Source organism: Streptomyces sp. NBC_01707 (assembly GCF_041438805.1).
Lineage (GTDB): Bacteria > Actinomycetota > Actinomycetes > Streptomycetales > Streptomycetaceae > Streptomyces.
Window position 1 is genome coordinate 1,813,623 of sequence record NZ_CP109190.1, and the last position, 17,314, is coordinate 1,830,936.

16 protein-coding genes are annotated in these 17,314 nt (G+C 69.0%); 6 read left to right on the forward strand and 10 right to left on the reverse strand.

Translation table 11 applies throughout. The features are described 5' to 3' along the window. Window positions 1-13: 13 nt before the first annotated feature. Genes OG963_RS08350 through OG963_RS08360 form a run of 3 tightly spaced genes read right to left on the reverse strand, consistent with a single transcriptional unit; the run spans window position 14 to window position 3,415 of the window. Window positions 14-760 (reverse strand): succinate dehydrogenase/fumarate reductase iron-sulfur subunit, encoded by a 747-nt coding sequence (locus OG963_RS08350; RefSeq protein ID WP_030933948.1) that lies wholly within the window; start codon window positions 758-760, stop codon window positions 14-16. Beyond that, the gene (locus OG963_RS08355; protein WP_030933945.1) at window positions 757-2,706 is read right to left on the reverse strand and encodes a fumarate reductase/succinate dehydrogenase flavoprotein subunit; all 1,950 of its coding nucleotides are present in this window, start codon (window positions 2,704-2,706) and stop codon (window positions 757-759) included. Before OG963_RS08355 ends, OG963_RS08350 begins: the two co-directional genes overlap by 4 nt. Before the next feature lies 1 nt (window position 2,707). Continuing rightward, window positions 2,708-3,415: a succinate dehydrogenase gene (locus OG963_RS08360; RefSeq protein ID WP_093929213.1), complete on the reverse strand. Its 708-nt coding sequence runs from the start codon at window positions 3,413-3,415 to the stop codon at window positions 2,708-2,710. A gap of 95 nt (window positions 3,416-3,510) precedes the next feature. Between OG963_RS08360 and OG963_RS08365 the strand changes: the two genes are divergently transcribed. Continuing rightward, window positions 3,511-4,401 (forward strand): LysR family transcriptional regulator, encoded by an 891-nt coding sequence (locus OG963_RS08365; protein ID WP_030933940.1) that lies wholly within the window; start codon window positions 3,511-3,513, stop codon window positions 4,399-4,401. Window positions 4,402-4,450: 49 nt separating this feature from the next. Here OG963_RS08365 and OG963_RS08370 read toward each other — a convergent pair whose 3' ends face one another. The 3 genes from OG963_RS08370 to OG963_RS08380 all read right to left on the reverse strand — a co-directional run bounded on the left by OG963_RS08370 (window position 4,451) and on the right by OG963_RS08380 (window position 8,620). Beyond that, window positions 4,451-6,625 carry a bifunctional diguanylate cyclase/phosphodiesterase gene (locus OG963_RS08370; protein ID WP_093929214.1) on the reverse strand — a complete coding sequence of 725 codons (2,175 nt, stop codon included), beginning with the start codon at window positions 6,623-6,625 and terminating at the stop codon, window positions 4,451-4,453. After that, on the reverse strand, window positions 6,622-7,440 hold the full coding sequence (locus OG963_RS08375; RefSeq protein ID WP_030933933.1) for an SAM-dependent methyltransferase: 819 nt from the start codon (window positions 7,438-7,440) through the stop codon (window positions 6,622-6,624). Before OG963_RS08375 ends, OG963_RS08370 begins: the two co-directional genes overlap by 4 nt. A gap of 202 nt (window positions 7,441-7,642) precedes the next feature. After that, the gene (locus tag OG963_RS08380) at window positions 7,643-8,620 is read right to left on the reverse strand and encodes an SCO0930 family lipoprotein (protein ID WP_093770098.1); all 978 of its coding nucleotides are present in this window, start codon (window positions 8,618-8,620) and stop codon (window positions 7,643-7,645) included. Window positions 8,621-8,824: 204 nt separating this feature from the next. On the opposite strand from OG963_RS08380, the gene OG963_RS08385 reads away from it, so the two are divergent. The 5 genes from OG963_RS08385 to OG963_RS08405 all read left to right on the forward strand — a co-directional run bounded on the left by OG963_RS08385 (window position 8,825) and on the right by OG963_RS08405 (window position 12,384). Then, the gene (locus tag OG963_RS08385; RefSeq protein WP_319738400.1) at window positions 8,825-9,316 is read left to right on the forward strand and encodes a hypothetical protein; all 492 of its coding nucleotides are present in this window, start codon (window positions 8,825-8,827) and stop codon (window positions 9,314-9,316) included. 15 nt (window positions 9,317-9,331) lie between these two features. Further along, entirely contained in the window at window positions 9,332-10,108 is a 777-nt protein-coding gene (locus tag OG963_RS08390; RefSeq protein WP_093770097.1) for a DUF4239 domain-containing protein, read from the forward strand. A 163-nt stretch (window positions 10,109-10,271) separates the two neighbouring features. Then, window positions 10,272-10,802, forward strand: coding sequence for a hypothetical protein (locus OG963_RS08395; RefSeq protein ID WP_093770096.1), 531 nt, complete (start codon window positions 10,272-10,274; stop codon window positions 10,800-10,802). Window positions 10,803-11,067: 265 nt separating this feature from the next. Next, window positions 11,068-11,724 carry a class F sortase gene (locus OG963_RS08400; RefSeq protein WP_319328602.1) on the forward strand — a complete coding sequence of 219 codons (657 nt, stop codon included), beginning with the start codon at window positions 11,068-11,070 and terminating at the stop codon, window positions 11,722-11,724. Window positions 11,725-11,922: 198 nt separating this feature from the next. Continuing rightward, window positions 11,923-12,384, forward strand: a complete 462-nt coding sequence (locus OG963_RS08405) for a universal stress protein (protein ID WP_030923553.1) — start codon at window positions 11,923-11,925, stop codon at window positions 12,382-12,384. A 40-nt stretch (window positions 12,385-12,424) separates the two neighbouring features. On the opposite strand, the gene OG963_RS08410 is transcribed toward OG963_RS08405, so the two are convergent. The 4 genes from OG963_RS08410 to OG963_RS08425 all read right to left on the reverse strand — a co-directional run bounded on the left by OG963_RS08410 (window position 12,425) and on the right by OG963_RS08425 (window position 17,277). Then, window positions 12,425-14,056 carry an extracellular solute-binding protein gene (locus OG963_RS08410; protein WP_177309182.1) on the reverse strand — a complete coding sequence of 544 codons (1,632 nt, stop codon included), beginning with the start codon at window positions 14,054-14,056 and terminating at the stop codon, window positions 12,425-12,427. 72 nt (window positions 14,057-14,128) lie between these two features. Next, a complete protein-coding gene (locus tag OG963_RS08415; protein WP_093770093.1) occupies window positions 14,129-15,049 on the reverse strand; it encodes a carbohydrate ABC transporter permease in 921 nt (306 codons plus the stop codon). After that, window positions 15,046-15,960, reverse strand: a complete 915-nt coding sequence (locus OG963_RS08420; protein ID WP_371126212.1) for an ABC transporter permease — start codon at window positions 15,958-15,960, stop codon at window positions 15,046-15,048. The genes OG963_RS08415 and OG963_RS08420 overlap by 4 nt, the downstream gene beginning before the upstream one ends. A gap of 183 nt (window positions 15,961-16,143) precedes the next feature. After that, window positions 16,144-17,277 (reverse strand): ROK family protein, encoded by a 1,134-nt coding sequence (locus OG963_RS08425; RefSeq protein ID WP_176901998.1) that lies wholly within the window; start codon window positions 17,275-17,277, stop codon window positions 16,144-16,146. Between the last annotated feature and the right edge of the window lie 37 nt (window positions 17,278-17,314).

Genomic DNA, 17,314 nt, shown 5'->3' on the forward strand with positions numbered 1-17,314 from the left:
GACGGGACGGCCCTCAGCGGTGCACCTTGCGGGTCGCTCGCAGCCACTCCTTGTTCATGGCCGAGATCGACGGCAGCGGGATGCCCTTCGGGCAGGCCGTCGCGCACTCCCCGGTGAGCGTGCAGCCACCGAACCCCTCGGTGTCCATCTGGTCGACCATGTCGAGCACGCGCGTCTCGCGCTCGGGGGCACCCTGTGGCAGGACGTTGAGGTGGTTGATCTTCGCCGAGGTGAAGAGCATCGCCGAGCCGTTGGGGCAGGCCGCTACGCAGGCACCGCAGCCGATGCACTCGGCGTGCTCGAACGCGAAGTCGGCGTCGGGCTTGGGCACAGGGGTGGCATGGGCGTCGGGTGCGGTGCCGGTCGGGGCGGAGATGTAACCGCCCGCCTGGATGATCCGGTCGAAGGCCGAGCGGTCCACGACCAGGTCCTTGACGACCGGGAAGGCCGAGGCGCGCCACGGTTCGATGTCGATCGTGTCGCCGTCCTGGAAGGACCGCATGTGGAGCTGGCAGGTGGTCGTGCGTTCCGGGCCGTGGGCGTCGCCGTTGATGACGAGGCTGCAGGCGCCGCAGATGCCTTCCCGGCAGTCGTGGTCGAAGGCGACGGGATCGTCTCCGGTGAGGATGAGCTCCTCGTTGAGGGTGTCGAGCATTTCCAGGAACGACATGTCCTGCGAGATGCCGTCCACCTGGTAGGTGGACATGGCGCCGGGGGCGTCTGCGTTCTTCTGGCGCCAGACGCGCAGGGTGAGCTTCATGCGTAGCTCCGCTGAGTGGGGTGGACGTACTCGAAGACGAGGTCTTCCTTGTGCAGGACGGGGGCTTCGCCGGTGGCGCTGAACTCCCACGCGGCGGCGTACGAGAACTCCTCGTCCCGGCGGGCGGCTTCGCCGTCCGGGGTCTGCGACTCCTCGCGGAAGTGGCCTCCGCAGGACTCGGCGCGGTGCAGGGCGTCGAGGCACATGAGCTCGGCGAGCTCCAGGTAGTCGACGATGCGGTTGGCCTTCTCCAGGGACTGGTTGAACTCGTCACCGGTGCCGGGCACCTTGATGCGGCGCCAGAACTCCTCGCGGATCTCCGGGATCCGGTCGAGTGCCTTGCGCAGCCCTGTCTCGGTGCGGGCCATACCGCAGTACTCCCACATGAGTTCGCCGATCTCCCGGTGGAAGGAGTCGGGAGTGCGGTCGCCGTCGACGGCGAGCAGCAGGTTCAGCCGGTCCTCGGTCTCCGCGAGGGCCTCTTCCACGGACGGGTGCGACGCGTCGACCTCGTCGTGGTGGGGGTTGCGGGCCAGGTAGTCGTTGATGGTCGACGGCAGGACGAAGTAGCCGTCGGCGAGCCCCTGCATCAGCGCCGAGGCGCCCAGGCGGTTGGCCCCGTGGTCGGAGAAGTTGGCCTCACCGATCGCGAACAGGCCGGGGATCGTGGTCTGCAGGTCGTAGTCGACCCAGAGACCGCCCATCGTGTAATGCACCGCGGGGTAGATCCGCATCGGGGTCTCGTACGGATTCTCCGCGGTGATCCGCGCGTACATGTCGAAGAGGTTGCCGTACTTCTCCTCCACCTCGGCCTTGCCCATCCGCTGGATGGCCTCCGCGAAGTCGAGGTAGACGCCCTGTCCGCCGGGGCCGACGCCGCGGCCCTCGTCGCAGACGTTCTTCGCGGCGCGGGAGGCGATGTCACGCGGTACGAGGTTGCCGAAGGCCGGGTAGATGCGCTCCAGGTAGTAGTCGCGCTCGTCCTCCGGGATCTCGTTGGCCGGCCGGTTGTCGCCCTTGGCCTTCGGGACCCAGATCCGGCCGTCGTTGCGCAGCGACTCGCTCATCAGTGTCAGCTTGGACTGGTGGTCGCCGGTGCGTGGAATGCAGGTGGGGTGGATCTGGGTGAAGCACGGGTTGGCGAAGTACGCGCCGCGCCGGTGGGCGCGCCAGATGGCGGTGGCGTTGGAGTTCATGGCGTTCGTCGACAGGTAGAAGACGTTCCCGTAGCCGCCGCTGGCCAGCACGACCGCGTCGGCGAAGTACGTGTCGATCTTCCCGGTGACCAGGTCGCGGGCGACGATGCCCCGGGCCTTGCCGTCGACGATGATCAGGTCGAGCATCTCGGTCCGGGCGTGCAGCTCGACGTTGCCCGCGGCGATCTGCCGCGACAGCGCCTGGTAGGCGCCGAGGAGGAGCTGCTGCCCGGTCTGGCCGCGGGCGTAGAACGTGCGGGAGACCTGGACGCCGCCGAAGGAGCGGTTGTCGAGCAGTCCGCCGTACTCGCGGGCGAAGGGAACGCCCTGGGCGACGCACTGGTCGATGATCTCGACGGAGATCTGGGCGAGCCGGTGGACGTTGGACTCTCGGGCGCGGAAGTCGCCGCCCTTGACCGTGTCGTAGAAGAGCCGGTGGATCGAGTCGCCGTCGTTGCGGTAGTTCTTCGCGGCGTTGATACCGCCCTGGGCGGCGACGGAGTGGGCGCGGCGGGGCGAGTCCTGGAAGCAGAACTGGACGACGTGGTAGCCCTGCTCGGCCAGCGTCGCCCCGGCCGAGCCGCCGGCCAGGCCGGTGCCGACGACGATGACGGTGTGCTTGCGCCGGTTGGCCGGGTTGACGAGCTTGGCCTCGAAGCGGCGGGTGTCCCAGCGTTCGGCGACGGGGCCCTCGGGGGCTTTGGTGTCGACGACGGGCGCACCGGTCTCGTAGTGCGAGTAGTCGGTCATGTCAGCTCACGACTCCGGTCATGACGGCGACGGGTACGGAAATGAAGCCCACCGTCAGCACCAGTGCGAGGGCGTTGGCGATGGTCTTGAGAACACGGTCGCGGGTCGCTCTGCCCGCGCCGAGGGTCTGTGCGGCGCTCCAGAAGCCGTGCTGGACATGGAGTCCCATGGCGAGCATCGCGACGATGTAGATGACGTTTCCGTACCAGGTGGAGAAGGTGTCGATGACGTTCTGGTACGGATGCCCGGCCTGGAATCCGTCGGCGTGCACGGTGCCCGTCGTCAGGTCGAGGACGTGCCAGACGATGAACAGGGCGAGGATGATCCCGCCCCAGCGCATGGTGCGGGTGGCATAGCTCGCGCGGGGCCTCTTGTGGACGTACTTGCTGGGGCGCGCCCTGATGTCGCGACGGCTCAGCTGGTACGCGGAGGTGGCGTGCAGCACGACGGCCGCGACAAGCACCACCCGGACGATCCACAGGGCCCACTCGTAGTGCAGGAAGGGCTCGCCCAAGGTCCGCAGCCAGTGGGCGTAGTGGTTGAACTCGCCGGACCCGAAGAAGATCTTCAGGTTGCCCACCATGTGAACGACCAGGTAGAGGAGCATGATCAGGCCGCTCACGGCCATGATCGCCTTCTTGCCGACGGACGAGTCCCAGAGCGTGCGCGTCATGGACGGCCGTCGGTCCGTCCGGGTTGCCAATGCCATGGACACGACGCTAGGACGGAAGGGCCCTATCAGTCCAAGACATGGTACGGCTCATATCCATAGGCGTGGCCTATCGCGGGGTCTATGCTGGGTGTATGCAGTTCCAGCAGCTCACGTATTTCGTGGCCGTCGCCGAGGCGCGGCATTTCACCCGCGCCGCGGAGGAGGTGCATGTCTCCCAGCCGTCGCTCTCCCAGCAGATCAGGGCCCTGGAGAACGAGCTGGGGGCGGAACTGTTCAGCCGGGCCCGCGGCAACATCACGCTCACCGACGCGGGCGAGGCACTGCTGCCGCTCGCCCGCCGGATCCTGGCGGACGCCGACACCGCCCGCCACGAGGTGCAGGAGCTGGCACAGCTGCGCCGGGGCCGGGTCAGGCTGGGCGCGACGCCGAGCCTGTGCACAGGGCTGCTGCCCGACGTGCTGCGCGCCTTCCACGACCGGCATCCGGGGATCCAGCTGCTGCTGGAGGAGGGCGGCTCGCACGACCTCGTACGGGAGCTGGCGCGCGGCGCTCTCGATCTCGCCCTTGTGGTGCTGCCGCTGCCTGCCGCGTCTCCGGCGCTCACCACGGTGGAGCTGCTCCAGGAGGACCTGGTGGTGGTGTCGGCGGCGGAGGCTCCGCGGCCCGGGAGGGGCGGGAGCGTACGGATGGCGCATCTGCAGGGGGAACCACTGGTGATGTTCCGGCACGGCTACGACCTACGGGAACTGACGGTGGCCGCCTGCCGGGCGGAGGGCTTCGAGCCGTCGTTCACGGTGGAGGGCGGCGAGATGGACGCGGTGCTCGGGTTCGTACGGGCCGGGCTCGGAGTGGCGGTGGTGCCGAGCATGGTGGCGACGCGGGCGGGCAGCGATCTGCGGACGACGCCGTTGGCCCCGCCGGGGCTGCGGCGCACCATCGCGCTGGCGCATCGCAGTGATGTGGCACCGCCACGGGCGGCGCGGGAGCTGCAGAAGGTACTGCTGGCCAGCCGGACGGGGTGATCGGGCCCGTCCGGCGGCCGAGGACGGAACCGGTGGCCCGTCCCCCCGTTCAGACCGCGTCGGCCAGCAGCAGCGAGTGGATCCGGTCCGGCGCACCGGGCCGCGCGTAGTACCACCCCTGCGCCGTGTCGCAGCCCAGCTGCCGCAGCTGCTCCGCCTGGGCGCGCGTCTCCACACCCTCCACCGTCACTGCCAGGTCCAGGCTGTGCGCCAGCGACACGATCCCCTCGACGATCTTCAGGTCGACCGGGTCCGCCGGATGCTGCTGCATGCCCCGGGTGAAGGAACGATCCAGCTTGAGCACGCTCACCGGCAGCCGACGCAGATTCGCCAGGTTCGAGTAACCCGTGCCGAAGTCGTCGAGCGCTATGTCGACACCCATTTCGACCAGTTGACGCAGCGGCTTCAGCAGGTCGTCGTCCGCACCGATGAGCGCGGACTCGGTGACCTCCAGGCAGAGCGCCCTCGGCTCCAGTCCCGAACGCTCCAGGACATCGACCGTCTCGGCGACCAGATGCGGGTGGTGCAGCTGGGTCGGCGACAGGTTGACGTTGATCCGCAGCGGGCCGCCGTCACTGTGCCGCTCCTGCCAGAAGTTGGCCTGCCGTACGGACTCCTCAAGCACCCAGCGCCCGAGCGGCACGATCAGCCCCGTGTGCTCGGCGAGCGGGATGAACCGGTCCGGGCCGAGCACGCCGTGCTGCGGGTGGCACCAACGCACCAGGGCCTCCGCACCGTGCACCGTACCGTCGCCGAGATGCACGAGTGGCTGGTACTCGATGAAGAACTCACCGCGCTCCAGGGCGGCGGGCAGCGCGGTGGTCAGCCCGTGCCGGGTGATGGCGCGGGCGTCCGCCTCGGCGTCGGCCAGTTCGAAGCGGTTGCCGCCCGCCGACTTGGCCCGGTACATCGTGATGTCGGCGCTGCGCAGCACTTCCGCGGCGGTGCGTTCGCCCGCCGGCCCCTCGACGACGCCGATGGAGCCACGCACCGTCAGTTCGCGGCCGTCGAGCCGGATCGGGGTGGCGAGCACGGCGAGGATCCGGCCGGCCAGCTCGTCGACCTCCTGCTCGGTGCCGGGGCCGGTGGTCAGTGCCACGAACTCGTCGCCGCCGAGCCGCGCCACCATTTCGCCGGGCGCGGTCGCACAGCTCTGCAACCGGTCGGCGACCTCGACGAGCAGCCGGTCCCCCGCCGCGTGGCCCAGGCTGTCGTTGATCGCCTTGAAACCGTCGAGGTCGAGGTAGCAGAGCCCGAAGCGGTTGCCGTCATCGGCGGACAGCGCCTTCTCCAGCCGCTCGAAGAACAGCGTCCGGTTGGGCAGGCCGGTGAGCGCGTCGTGGGTGGCCTCGTAGCGCAGCCGCAGATTGAGCAGCCGGCGCTCCGTGGTGTCCTCCATCAGTGCCAGCTGATATTCCGGCCGCCCCTCGGAGTCGCGGAGCAGCGACACCGTGAGGTTGGTCCACAGCACGGTGCCGTCGTTGCGGTAGAACGGCTTCTCGACCCGGTAGTGCTCGCGCTCGCCGCGCACCAGCTCGTCGTAGTACTTCCACACGTACGGCGAGTCCTCGGGGTGGACCCACTCGTTGAGCTTGTGACTGCGGACATGGTGGTCGAGCCCGCCGAACATCCGGGTCAGGGTGTCGTTGACCTCCAGCACGTTGCCTTCCAGGTCGGCGATCCCGATGCCGATGGCGGCGTCCTTGAAGACGGCACGGAAGCGGGCCTCCGTGGCGTGCAGGGCCTGTTCGGCGTTGGAACGGGCGGTCAGCGCCGAGCGGGCGATGGCCTCCTGCTCGGCCAGGGTCCGTTCGCGCAGCGCCAGGGTGAAGCCGCCCGCGAGGGCATGCTGCATCCGGGCGCAGCGGGCCCGGCTGTCCTCGGTCGACAGCGCCACCGGGCCATTGCCGCCGCAGTAGAGCACCAGGTACGAGTCGACGACGCCGAGCGTGGAGCTGAGTGCCTCCGGGTCCGTGCAGTGCGCATCGACAAGCGCGGCCCCCACCTTGTTCGCGGGCGCCGCGTCGAAGGGCCGGGCGTGCAGGATGTCGCTCAGTCTGCGGGCCAGCGGCAGCAGGTGCTGCTCGAACTCCGGACGGGTCATGGACGTGGCCGTCGACGGGAAGGTGGCCCGGCTCCAGATCGTCGCGAATCTTCGGAGCCGGTCCTCGGGACCGTCGGGCTCCGCGTCCGGTGCGTCGGACGCCTGGGCGGGAATGCTCACGCCTTGCGTCCCACTCCGGCGAAGCCCGAGAACGCATACGAGTCTTCCTGCTCCTGCGCCGCGGAGGTGTCGGGACGCCACTCCGGCATCGCCACGAGACCGGGTTCGACCATCTCGTATCCGTCGAAGAACCTGGCGATCTCGTCGCGTGACCGCATGATCAGCGGGTTACGGATGTTCCGGTAGACGTCGACCGCACCTCCCGCCTCCTCCTGGGTGAGCGGAATGCCCTCGTACGAGGCGTGGGTGATGATGACGAGGCTGCCGGGTGCGAGCCCCTCGCGCAGTTCGGCGACGGCCGTCTGCGGGTCGTCGGCGTCCTCGATGAAGTGGAGGACGGCTACGAGCAGCAGCGCCACCGGACGGTCCAGGTCGAGGAGTTCGGTGACCTCACGGCTCTTCAGGATCTCCTGCGGGCGCCGCAGATCAGCGGTGACGATCACCGACCGGTCGTTGCCCTCGAGTACGGCCTGGCTGTGCGCGACCGCAACGGGATCGTGGTCGACGTAGGCGACTCGCGCCTCGGGGTCGGCGGCCTGGGCGATTTCGTGGACATTGCCGAAGGTCGGTATGCCGGAACCTATGTCCAGGAACTGAGTGATGCCCTCACTCACCGCATGACGCACGGCCCTGCGCATAAAGGCGCGATTGGCTTGCATGATCTTGGGAAGTCCCGGCATGAACTCCATGGCCTTGCGGGCCGCTTCCCGGTCCACCTCGAAATTGTGCGATCCGCCCAGATAGAAGTCGTACATGCGTGACACGCTCGGCACCGATATGTCAATGCCCTGCGGTGCCCAGGCGGGACGCTCCATCGATGTCTCCAACAAGTCGCCACGGTGATCCGGCCATGTTCATGGTCAGTGTGGACCAGAGGCTACTGATCGACCGCCAGGAGAGCGAGCGGAAACGGAAATTAGCGGTCCGTTATTGGTCACACACCAGTGGCATGTGCAACCGGCCCGTCGCTAAGTGTGACATTCAGCGACGGGCCGGTCCGGAACGACTGTTGTGTGGTTACTTCGGGGCTCCCACGAGCTTCGCCTCGGGCGACACCGCGTACCATGTGCCCCCGACGCCTTGTCCGTTGGTGTCACCGGGCTTCGTGTCACCGGAGAACGTATAGATGGGCCAGCAGTCGATGGACTGCTGCTTGAGTCCGTCAGGCCGATTGAAGGTGACAAATCCCTTGGTGGTAACACCCGACACATCATTCTTGGCCAATGGGGCGACAACCGGCCACTTCGAGAGACAGGCCCCGGTGCAGGCCGACTTCATAGGCCAGGCGCTGTCCTTCTTGAACCGGTAGACCGTCATGCCGCGCTTGTCGACCACGATGTTCCCGAGTTCCGGGTCCTTGCGCACCGAAAGTCCCGCGAGATCAGCCTGCTCGGCACCGGCCGGCCCGTCGGCGTTCACCGCGGCCTTCTTGCCGTTCGGATCGGAGGCGAACCAGGTGCCTCCCACACCCTGCCCATTGGCGTCGCCGGGCTTGGCGTCCTTCGCGTACCGGTACATCGGCCATCCGGCAATGGTGAGTTGCTGGGTGCCGTCCGCGCGGGTGACCTTGCCGATCACTGCGTCATCGGTACCGGCGGCGGCCGTGACGTTGCCCGCCGGGACGACCGGCCAGATCTTCGCGCAGTCACCTTCGCAATTCGACTTCGGCGGACTCGCGGTGTCCTTGTCGAAGCGGTAGAGCGTGAATCCCTCGCTGTCCGTCAGCACCTTGCCGAGCTTCTTGCTGTCCCACACCGCGAGCTGTCCGGCCTGCTTCGACTTGGCGGACTGCGCCCCGGAGTCGGAGCCGTAGCCGGTGTCGGAGCCGTACCCGCTGTCCGTGTCGTAACCGCTGCCCGCCTGCCCGGCCGGGCTCGCATTGCCCACGTTCTGTCCGTTGGGAGACTCGGTGCCCTTGTCCTGACCGCACGCCGTCGTCAGCGCCAACAGGGCCGCCGCGGTCACCGCGAGCGAGGCGTTCCGCCAGGTGTTCATGTCAACTCCCGTAATTCTTCCGCCAGTTGCGACGCCAGTCCGCGTCGTTCATGGCCCTAGGTACGGGCGGCGGGTGCTTCTTTGTTCAACGCGTCCGCAGAATTTTCCCGAGCCGCAAACCCCAAGTGCTCCAGGTCCCCTCCATCAGGGGAATCCTGGCCGCGGTCCGCGTGTGGTCCCACCAGCCGGAACATGCTCCCCGTCGTGTACGGATCACTCGTGGGGCGGCTCACCGCAGCCCTCGCACTCATCTGGCTCCTGGCCGCCCCGGTGCCCGCGGCGGCCGACAACTGTTCGTACGCCTCGATCGGGGAGGGGGGCGGGAACACGGCGGTCGCCACGACGGGCGACGGGCACTGCCAGGCGGGCCCGGCGCCCGAGCCGACTCCCCGGCCCGAGCCACCGCCCCCACCACCCCCTCCGCCTCCTCCCCCGGTACCGCCGCCCCCGCCACCCCCGCCCCCACCGCCGCCACCGCGCGCGCCGGAACCGGAGCCCGCGCCGCCACCTCCGCCGCCTCCGCCACCCCCGCCCTCCGCACGTCCCACGCCGCCGCCCAGGCCGGTGGCGCTGCCCGACTACCGCAGGCCGCCGCGCAAGGTCCCCCAGCGCGGCCCCTCCCTGGTCACACTCACCCTGCTGATCACCGCCCCCGCGGTGTTCGCCGTCGCCGTGCTACGTCCCCGCTCCCGATGACCCACGGAGAAGTCCATGTCGGAATGGCTTGTTCTCACCCTCGCCATGGCCGCGGCCTGCGCCGTCGTGCTGACCATCGCCGTCCTCAACAACCGCCGGATCACGGAGGACGACGACCCGTCAGAGACCCCTGACGTCATCGAGTACATGACGATGATGATCGGCGTGGTGTACGCGATCGTGCTCGGCCTCGCCATCGCGGGAGTCTGGGAGGGCCGCAGCGCGGCCCAGGAGTACGTACGCCAGGAGGCCCAGGCCCTGCACGAGGTGAACGTTCGCTCCTCGGTCTACCCGGCCGACGTGCGCGCCCGGATCCGCGCCGACGTCGACGCGTACGTCAGCTATGTCGTCCACGACGAGTGGCGGGCGATGAGTGAGCACGGAGATCTCACCGACCGGGGCACCGAACTCCTCGGCCGGGTACGTGCCGATGTCACCGAATACCGGCCGAAGACCGACCACGAGGGACAGGCCTATCAGCCACTGGTCGACCAGGTCGCCGCGGCCGACGACGCACGCAGCTCCCGCGGCCAGAGCGCCGGCGCCACCATGCCGGGCGTCGTCTGGTTCGGCCTGATCACCGGGGCGCTGGTGACCGTCGGACTGATCTTCACCCTGCAGATCCGCAGAACGTTCCGGGAGCTGCTGCTGGCCGGACTGTTCAGCGTGCTCATCGCCTTCCTGCTCTTCCTGATCTGGGACTTCGACTCCCCGTTCGGCCGTGGCATCTCCGCCACCGCGGCGCCGTTCCTCGATCTGTTCCCCAACGCGGGGGGCGGGCCGTCGTCCTGACGGCATGGGGGTGCGCCGCCCGAGGGACACCCGTGCCCCATTCGCCGGACCCCGATCGCGCATGATATGCGGCACTTCTAGCGTTTCTCCCATCGAGGTGCATATCTGACGCTTTGTGGGAAACGGTTCCGCAGCTGCTCCTCGGGGACTCGGAGGAATCATCATGCGCCCCATAGGTGTCGCACCCGTCGCCATGCTCGGCGCCACCGCTCTCGCCCTGACCGCTCCGGCCGCGACCGCGCACGCCGCGACGTCGAGGGAGGCGCCCAGCGCGACCCGACCCATCGTCGCCCCGTCGGTGGTCGCGCCGGGCGGCCAGGTCACCCTGGCCGCCCGGGGGTGCTCAAAAGCAGCGACGGCCAGTTCGGGCGTCTTCGACAGCATCACCATTCCCAGCGGGGGCACCGCCGCGGCCACGGTCGACTGGGATGCCGAACCTGGCGCTTCCTATGAAGTGACCTTCATCTGCAATACGTCCCCTACCTCCACGGCGAAGATCCGCCTCACGATCTCCGCCGGCAATCCCACACCCACCGGGTCCACGACGATCGCGCCGGGCGGCGTCCAGGGTGGCCTCGGCGGCATCGGCCGGATGAGTTCCGCGGAGGTGGTCGGCGGTACCGCACTGGCAGTGGCCGCAACCACCGGCACCCTCTTCGTGGTGCGTCGGCGGAAGGAGATCCGCCGCCACTGAACGGCGCGAGCCGGCGGTGGAACGCGCGTCGTCCCGGGACCCGATCCAGGCCCCGGGGCGACGCGCACATCGAACCGATGATCCGACACATCCCGTCACCGTGCGTCGATCTGACGGACCCACATGTTGAGGTCGCCACAGGCCCGTCGTCCGGCCCGGGCTCCTGTGAAAGGGACCTCGTGGCCGGCCACCCATTCGCCCCTCCCTGATCGCCGCCCGACCGTCGCGCGCCTAGCGTTCCTGGTGTCGCGACGAAGGGAGAACCATGGGCCGGGACCACTGGCGCGTCGAGCGGACCAGACACTCGCCCTGGGGCGCTCTCGCCCTGGTACTGCTCACCGGCCTCGCTCTGGTGCGGAACGGTCCGGACCCCTCACCGGGCCCACCCCGGCCGGTCGCCGCCGCCTCGGCCCACCGCCACCAAAACGCCCCCGTCGTGCCTGCGGCGGACCTCACGGTGCGGCCACTGGCGTACGCCCCCGCCTCGCGCGTGGTCATCCCCGCGATCCAGGTCGATGCGCCGCTCGTCGATGTGCACCTGGAGCCGGACGGCTCGCTCGGAACACCCCCTCCGGAGGAACCCCGGCTCGCCGGGTGGTACCGCGACGGCGTCGCACCGGGCCAGCTGGGTACTTCGGTTCTCGTCGGCCAAGTCGACACCATGGCGGGACCCGCCGTGTTCGACGGCCTCGGTTCGCTGAGGCGGGGCAACCGGATCGAGGTGCCACGCCAGGACGACCGGGTCGCGGTGTTCGAGGTCTACGGGGTCGAGGTGTTCTCCACAGCCGCCTTCCCCGGCACCCGGGTGTACCGCGACACCGGCAGGGCGGAGCTGCGGCTCATCGCCCAGGACGGCTGCACGACATCCGACGGCCACGACACCTGTGTCGTCGTCTTCGCCCGTCTGGTCGCGACCCGCTGATCCATGGCCGAGCAGCCGCCGCGCACTCAGCCGCGGTGCGGCGCCCTTCCGGCGGCGGCCGTCGGGAAGCGACATCCTTCGCTCCGGAGCGATTTGCACCCGATGGAGGGATCGCACCCGTGGTAACCGACGGCTCCGGACCCGGCAGCGGGGCAGCCCGGGTCGGGGGTGGCGGCGGGAGCGGCTAACCTCACTGCCGTGACAGACCAGCAGCCCCACCAGTTCGAACGTGGCACAGACGGTCCGAAGGTGATCGTCGCGGGCCTCGACGGGTCCGATTCCTCGATGCGCGCCGCCGCATACGCCGCCGGGCTGGCCCGCCGGCAGCACGCTCTGCTCGCCCTCGTCTATGTGCAGCCCGTGATGCCTGCGGGGGCCGCGCTCGGCGCACCGGTCGCCGACACGACCGGTGAGGTCGCGGAGGGTCTGGTGAGCGAGATCCGTGCGGCGACCGAGCGACTGAAGGACATATGGGATGTGCGCTGGGAGTTCCACACCTTCCGGGGTGATCCGTACAACGGGCTGGTCACCGCCGCCGACGAACTGAGGGCGGACGCCGTCGTGGTGGGCGCGTCGGAGTCGGCGGGGCACCGGTTCATCGGTTCGGTGGCGATCCGGCTGGTGAAGGCGGGGCGCTGGCCCGTCACCGTCGTTCCGTGACCGCCCGACGGTGTCGGGACGGGCCCCGCCTTCCGGGTCGTCAGGCGTTCTTCTCGATCGACTTCTGGAACTCCCGGGCCATCTGGTCCAGCCCCTTGGAGCGCCACTCCGTCCAGAACGGCTTCCACTCGCCGGTCTTCTTGCGGCCACTGACGATGTCGTTGACCAGGTCCGTGGCCTCGGTCGACATGCGCCCGTAGTGCTCTGTGTACGCGTCGGAGTAGTGGCCGACCGTCGGGTTGGCGACAGCGGTCTCGATGAGCTTCTGCTCGACGGCGTACGTCTCCTTCACGTCCTCGGGGCCGTGGCTGCCAGGGAAGGCCGAGGGCAGCAGTGCGAACGGTGCGGTCGTCGCGGTCGCCAGTCCGCTGTAGAACCCCTCGACCTGCTGCTTCCCCTTCTTGGTGCGCTGCGGGAAACCCTGTTCGTCATACGTGAAGTCGGCTCCCTCGGTGCCGAACTCCAGGAGCTCGCGCTCCTTGCTGCCGAACGGCGCAGCGAGGTAGTTCAGCACGCCGAGCAGCATCCGTACCCGCTTCTCGCTGCCCTTCTTGATGGCGGTGTAGCCGATCGTGCCCAGGTGGTAGTGGTGGTTCGGCTGCCGGCCGCCCGCGGCGAACGGGATCAGGATCTGCGCCGCGAGCGACGGGTCGTTGGTACGGAGGTTGGCACGGCCGCCGGACGGATTGGCGAACACCGCGGCACCGATGGATCCCTGTGCCATCTTCAGATAGGCGTCGGCCATCTTCGGGTCACCGGGGTAGAAGACACCGGCCTGCTTGAGCTTGAGCACGAAGTCCAGTGCCGCCAGGTACTCGTCGGTCTCCTGCCAGAAGGTGAGCGAGCCGTCCTTGTTCTGCCGCCACTTGTTCGGGGCGCCGAAGCACTGGCTCAGCACGCTGACGGCATTGACATAGATCGGTTCCAGCGCCCATACCTTGCCGCCGGTGACCTCCTTGCACTTGGCCAGGAACTCGTCGGGGCCGCTCGCGGACAGGCCACCCGCCTTCTCCCAGACCTCGGGGTTGCCCGCGTAGACCTGGCCGAACGCGGGGTAGGGGCTCGGCGCACCCCAGATCTTGCCGTTGACCACGGCGGTCTTCCAGTGTGCGGGGGTCATCGCGGCGAGGTTCGGGTAGTCCTTGACCGCGTCACCCGAGACGTAGTCGGTGATGTCGGCGCACTTCGATTCCAGCAGCTCGGCGATGTGCTGGATGCCCTGGTTGGGTGGTATCCACATGAGGTCGGGGAGGTCCCCGCCGGCGACGGTGGCGGAGAACTTCTCCTCGTACCCGGGATCCGTGCCCAGGATCGCGGAGAGGTCGACGCCGAGCTCCTGGTCGATCTTCTGCCAGTGCTCGTTGGATCCCTTGGGGAGCGGCGGCTGCGTCCAGATCTCGGTGAGCAGGGTGACCTTCGAGCCGTCGCCAGGGACTTCGGGGACGCTCCGGATCAGTTGCTCCGGGTACGAGAGGTAGCCCGCGGAGAGGCCCTTCGCGTTGGCCGGGAGATCGGGCGTGACCTTGGTGAAGGGGACGTAGGCGGGAAGCTTCACCTTTGCCGAGGCGGCTTCGGTCCGGTGGCCGGTGGACGAACCGCAGCCGGTGAGCGAGGCGGCGGCGGCGCCCGCCGCGACGGCGGTGCTCAGGCCCAGGAAAGTGCGTCGGGACATGCCGGTCATGGAAATCTCCGCAACAGGGTGAGGGGGGACGGGTGAGGGGAGGAGGGCGGGGAGCGGCGCGGGTCAGCCCTTGATCGCGCCGGTGAGCACGCCCTTGGTGAAGTACTTCTGGAGGAAGGGGTAGAGCAGCAGGATCGGGATCAGCGCGATCATGACGACCGCCATGGAGATCGACTGCTGCGGCGGCAGATGGGCCACGCCGAGCTGGTCGGCCGCCATCTGCTTGTTCTGCACCACGTAGGTCCGCAGCAGCAGTTGGACCGGCCACTTCCCGGAGTCGTTGAGGTAGAGCATCGCGTTGAAGAACGCGTTCCAGTACGTCACCGCGTAGAAGAGCCCGACGACGGCGATGACTCCCTTGGAGAGCGGCAGCACGATCCGGGTGAGGATCCGCCAGTCGCCCGCACCGTCGATCCGGGCCGCCTGGTAGAGCTCCTCGGGGATGTTCATGAAGAACGCCCGCATCACGACCAGGTTGAAGGCGTTGACCAGACCCGGCAGGATCAGCGACCAGTAGGAATCGAGCAGGCCGAGCTCCCTGACCAGGACGTACATCGGGATCATGCCGGGGGCGAGGAGCAGCGTGAACAGGACGAGCAGCAGGACGGGTTTGCTGCCGGGGACGCCTCGCTTGCTCAGCGCGTAGGCCAGGGCGATGGTCGTCAGGAGGGAGAGTGCCGTGCCGACGCCGGTGATCAGGACGCTGACCGTGACGGCGCGGGTGACCAGTCCGCCGGACAGGATCGTGCGGTAGGCCTGCAGGGTCGGCTCCGTCGGGAAGAGGACGTACCCGCCGGCGGCCGTGATCTCCTCACGGGAGGCGAGGCTGGTGGAGAGCACGATGAGGAACGGCACCGTCATCACAGCGACGATGACTGTGATCACGACGGCCTTGGCCGCCGAGCCGAGCCGGGTGGGCGGCTCCTCCCAGGCGGCCCGGCGGTCCGCCGTCCGAGGCTTCGACAAGGGCAGTCCGATGCTCATCTGCTGTACACCCCTTGCTCTCCGAATGCGTGGGCCAGCCGGTTGGCGCCCCAGATCATCAGGGCGCCGACCACACCCTTGACCAGGCCGGCGGCGGCGCCGACGCCCCAGTCGCCGTAGACCACGCCGTGGTAGTAGACGTAGGTGTCGAGGACCTCCGCGGCCCGGGCACCGACCGCGTCGCGCTGCAGAAGGAACTGCTCGAAACCGACGGACAGTACGTCGCCGAGGCGCAGCACCAGCAGCATGATCGTGACTCCGCGGACGGCGGGCAGCGTCACATGCCACATGCGCCGCCAGGGGCCGGCACCGTCCACGGCTGCCGATTCGTACAGGCTCTGGTCGACGTTGGCGAGCGCGGCCAGATAAATGATCATGCCCCAGCCGATGTCCTTCCAGATCACCTGCGCGGTGATCAGTACGGGGAAGGTCCCGGGGTCGGTCATCACGTCGAGGGCCGACAGACCGTGGTCACGAAGAAAGTTGCTGATCAGTCCGGCGCCACCGACCACTTGCTGGAAGAGGGCGACGACCAGCACCCAGGAGATGAAGTGCGGTAGGTAGACGACGCTCTGCACGAACCTCTTGACGCGACTGCTGACCAGGCTGTTGATGAGCAGGGCGAGGGCCAGCGGCGCCGGAAAGAAGAAGATCAGTTGCAGTGCGGCAAAGGCAAGGGTGTTGCGTACGGCCTCCCAGAACGCCGGATCCGCGAACATCTCCTGGAAGTTGGCCAGGCCGACCAGGGGGCTGTCCTTGAAGCCGATGAACGGCTGGTAGTCCTGGAAGGCGACGATGTTGCCCAGCATCGGCACGTAGAAGAAGACGGCGAAGAAGAGCAGGCCCGGGGTCATCAGGGCGAGCATCACCCAGTTGTTGCGCAGCCGGACCCGCAGAGGTACACGCCGCAACGGGGGACGACCGCTCTCGGCCCTGGGCTCGGGTGGGGACGCGGCCCGTGGGCTGCGCGCTGTTGCAGCGGATGTCACACGTACTCCCTGACCTGGCGGCTCGACGAATTTAGAAACCAACTTTCCGAAAAGAGTGGCCACATCATCGAAGCGTCGAACCGGTAGGTCAACAGCCAATCAGTCCTAGGTAGTTGGACTTTTCTGCACGGCGTGATCGATGTGCTCCAATGCCAGCCGGGCTGCCCCGATTGCAGTCGATTCCTCGCCCAGTGCGGAGTTCCGCACGGATGGCGCATTCGGGCAGCGGCCCGCGAGGTCCGCGGCGAACGGCTCGCTGAGCAGCGCGCCGGCCCGGGAGATACCGCCGCCGAGCACCACGAGTTCCGGATCGAGCGCGGCAACATGGGGCGCCAGGCATTCGGCGAGCGACTCGGCGAAGGCGCGCAGGGCGTACCGAGCGCCGCCGTCCCCCGCGGCCGCGGCCTCGACCACGGCGCGGGCGGCGCTGTTCCGGGTGGGCAGTTCGGCTCCTTGGTGTCCGGCGGCCCAGTCCAGCAGCCGCCGGTATGCCGCCGACCAGCCGTCCGGGGGCAGCAGTTCGCCGGCCGCACCGCCGTGGCCCCGGTGCAGCCGGCCGTGCAGCCACAGGCCGATGCCGGGGCGATTGCCGACGTACAGGTAGATGGCGTCCCGGACGCCGACGGCCACTCCCCCGGAGCATTCGGCGAGCGTCGCGAGCTGGATGTCGTTGCCGACCAGAACCGGCCCCGGCGCGCAGTCGGCGAGCTCATGGCCCAGGTCGAGTCCGGTCCAGCCGGGCAGCGCGGTGCTCCGCACCACCCGGCCTGCCAGATCCACCATGCCGCTGGTGCCGATCCCGGTGGCCAGCGGGCGCACCCCGGCGGCCTCCGGCCTGGCCAGGCAGGCGTCGATCGCCCCGCGGACGGCCTTGAGTCGTCGCCGAGCGGTCATGGCGGGAGTGACCACGACACGCTGCGCGGCGACCGTGCGGCCGAGCAGGTCCACGGCGTGGACCAGTACCTTGTGCGCTCCGATGTCGACGCCGACGACATGGCCCGCCTCGGCCCGGAAGCGGAACCGGCGTGCCGGGCGGCCGACGGCGCCGCTGCTGGCCTGGAGCTCCACCAGCCTGCCCTCGCGCAGCAGCTGTGCCGTGAGGTCCTGGGCGGTCGGCCGGGACACCCCGATCAGCCCGGCGAGCTCCGGCACGGTGACCTCGTCGCGTTCCCGCAACACCCGTAGCGCGGCGGCCGTGTTCAGTCGGCGCAGCAGCGAGGCGTCCCCACCCCGGTCCATGGCCTCTCCCTTGACAGCGTGATCGAAGTCTCTCCAT

Bases quoted from the DNA above. Each gene is read 5' to 3' on its own strand.
- OG963_RS08415 (WP_093770093.1), bottom strand. From the start codon at position 15,049: ATGAGCATCGGACTGCCCTTGTCGAAGCCTCGGACGGCGGACCGCCGG.
- OG963_RS08365 (WP_030933940.1), top strand. From the start codon at position 3,511: ATGCAGTTCCAGCAGCTCACGTATTTCGTGGCCGTCGCCGAGGCGCGG.
- OG963_RS08395 (WP_093770096.1), top strand. From the start codon at position 10,272: ATGCGCCCCATAGGTGTCGCACCCGTCGCCATGCTCGGCGCCACCGCT.
- OG963_RS08380 (WP_093770098.1), bottom strand. From the start codon at position 8,620: ATGAACACCTGGCGGAACGCCTCGCTCGCGGTGACCGCGGCGGCCCTG.
- OG963_RS08375 (WP_030933933.1), bottom strand. From the start codon at position 7,440: ATGGAGCGTCCCGCCTGGGCACCGCAGGGCATTGACATATCGGTGCCG.
- OG963_RS08400 (WP_319328602.1), top strand. From the start codon at position 11,068: ATGGGCCGGGACCACTGGCGCGTCGAGCGGACCAGACACTCGCCCTGG.
- OG963_RS08355 (WP_030933945.1), bottom strand. From the start codon at position 2,706: ATGACCGACTACTCGCACTACGAGACCGGTGCGCCCGTCGTCGACACC.
- OG963_RS08425 (WP_176901998.1), bottom strand. From the start codon at position 17,277: ATGGACCGGGGTGGGGACGCCTCGCTGCTGCGCCGACTGAACACGGCC.
- OG963_RS08360 (WP_093929213.1), bottom strand. From the start codon at position 3,415: ATGGCATTGGCAACCCGGACGGACCGACGGCCGTCCATGACGCGCACG.
- OG963_RS08390 (WP_093770097.1), top strand. From the start codon at position 9,332: ATGTCGGAATGGCTTGTTCTCACCCTCGCCATGGCCGCGGCCTGCGCC.
- OG963_RS08350 (WP_030933948.1), bottom strand. From the start codon at position 760: ATGAAGCTCACCCTGCGCGTCTGGCGCCAGAAGAACGCAGACGCCCCC.
- OG963_RS08410 (WP_177309182.1), bottom strand. From the start codon at position 14,056: ATGTCCCGACGCACTTTCCTGGGCCTGAGCACCGCCGTCGCGGCGGGC.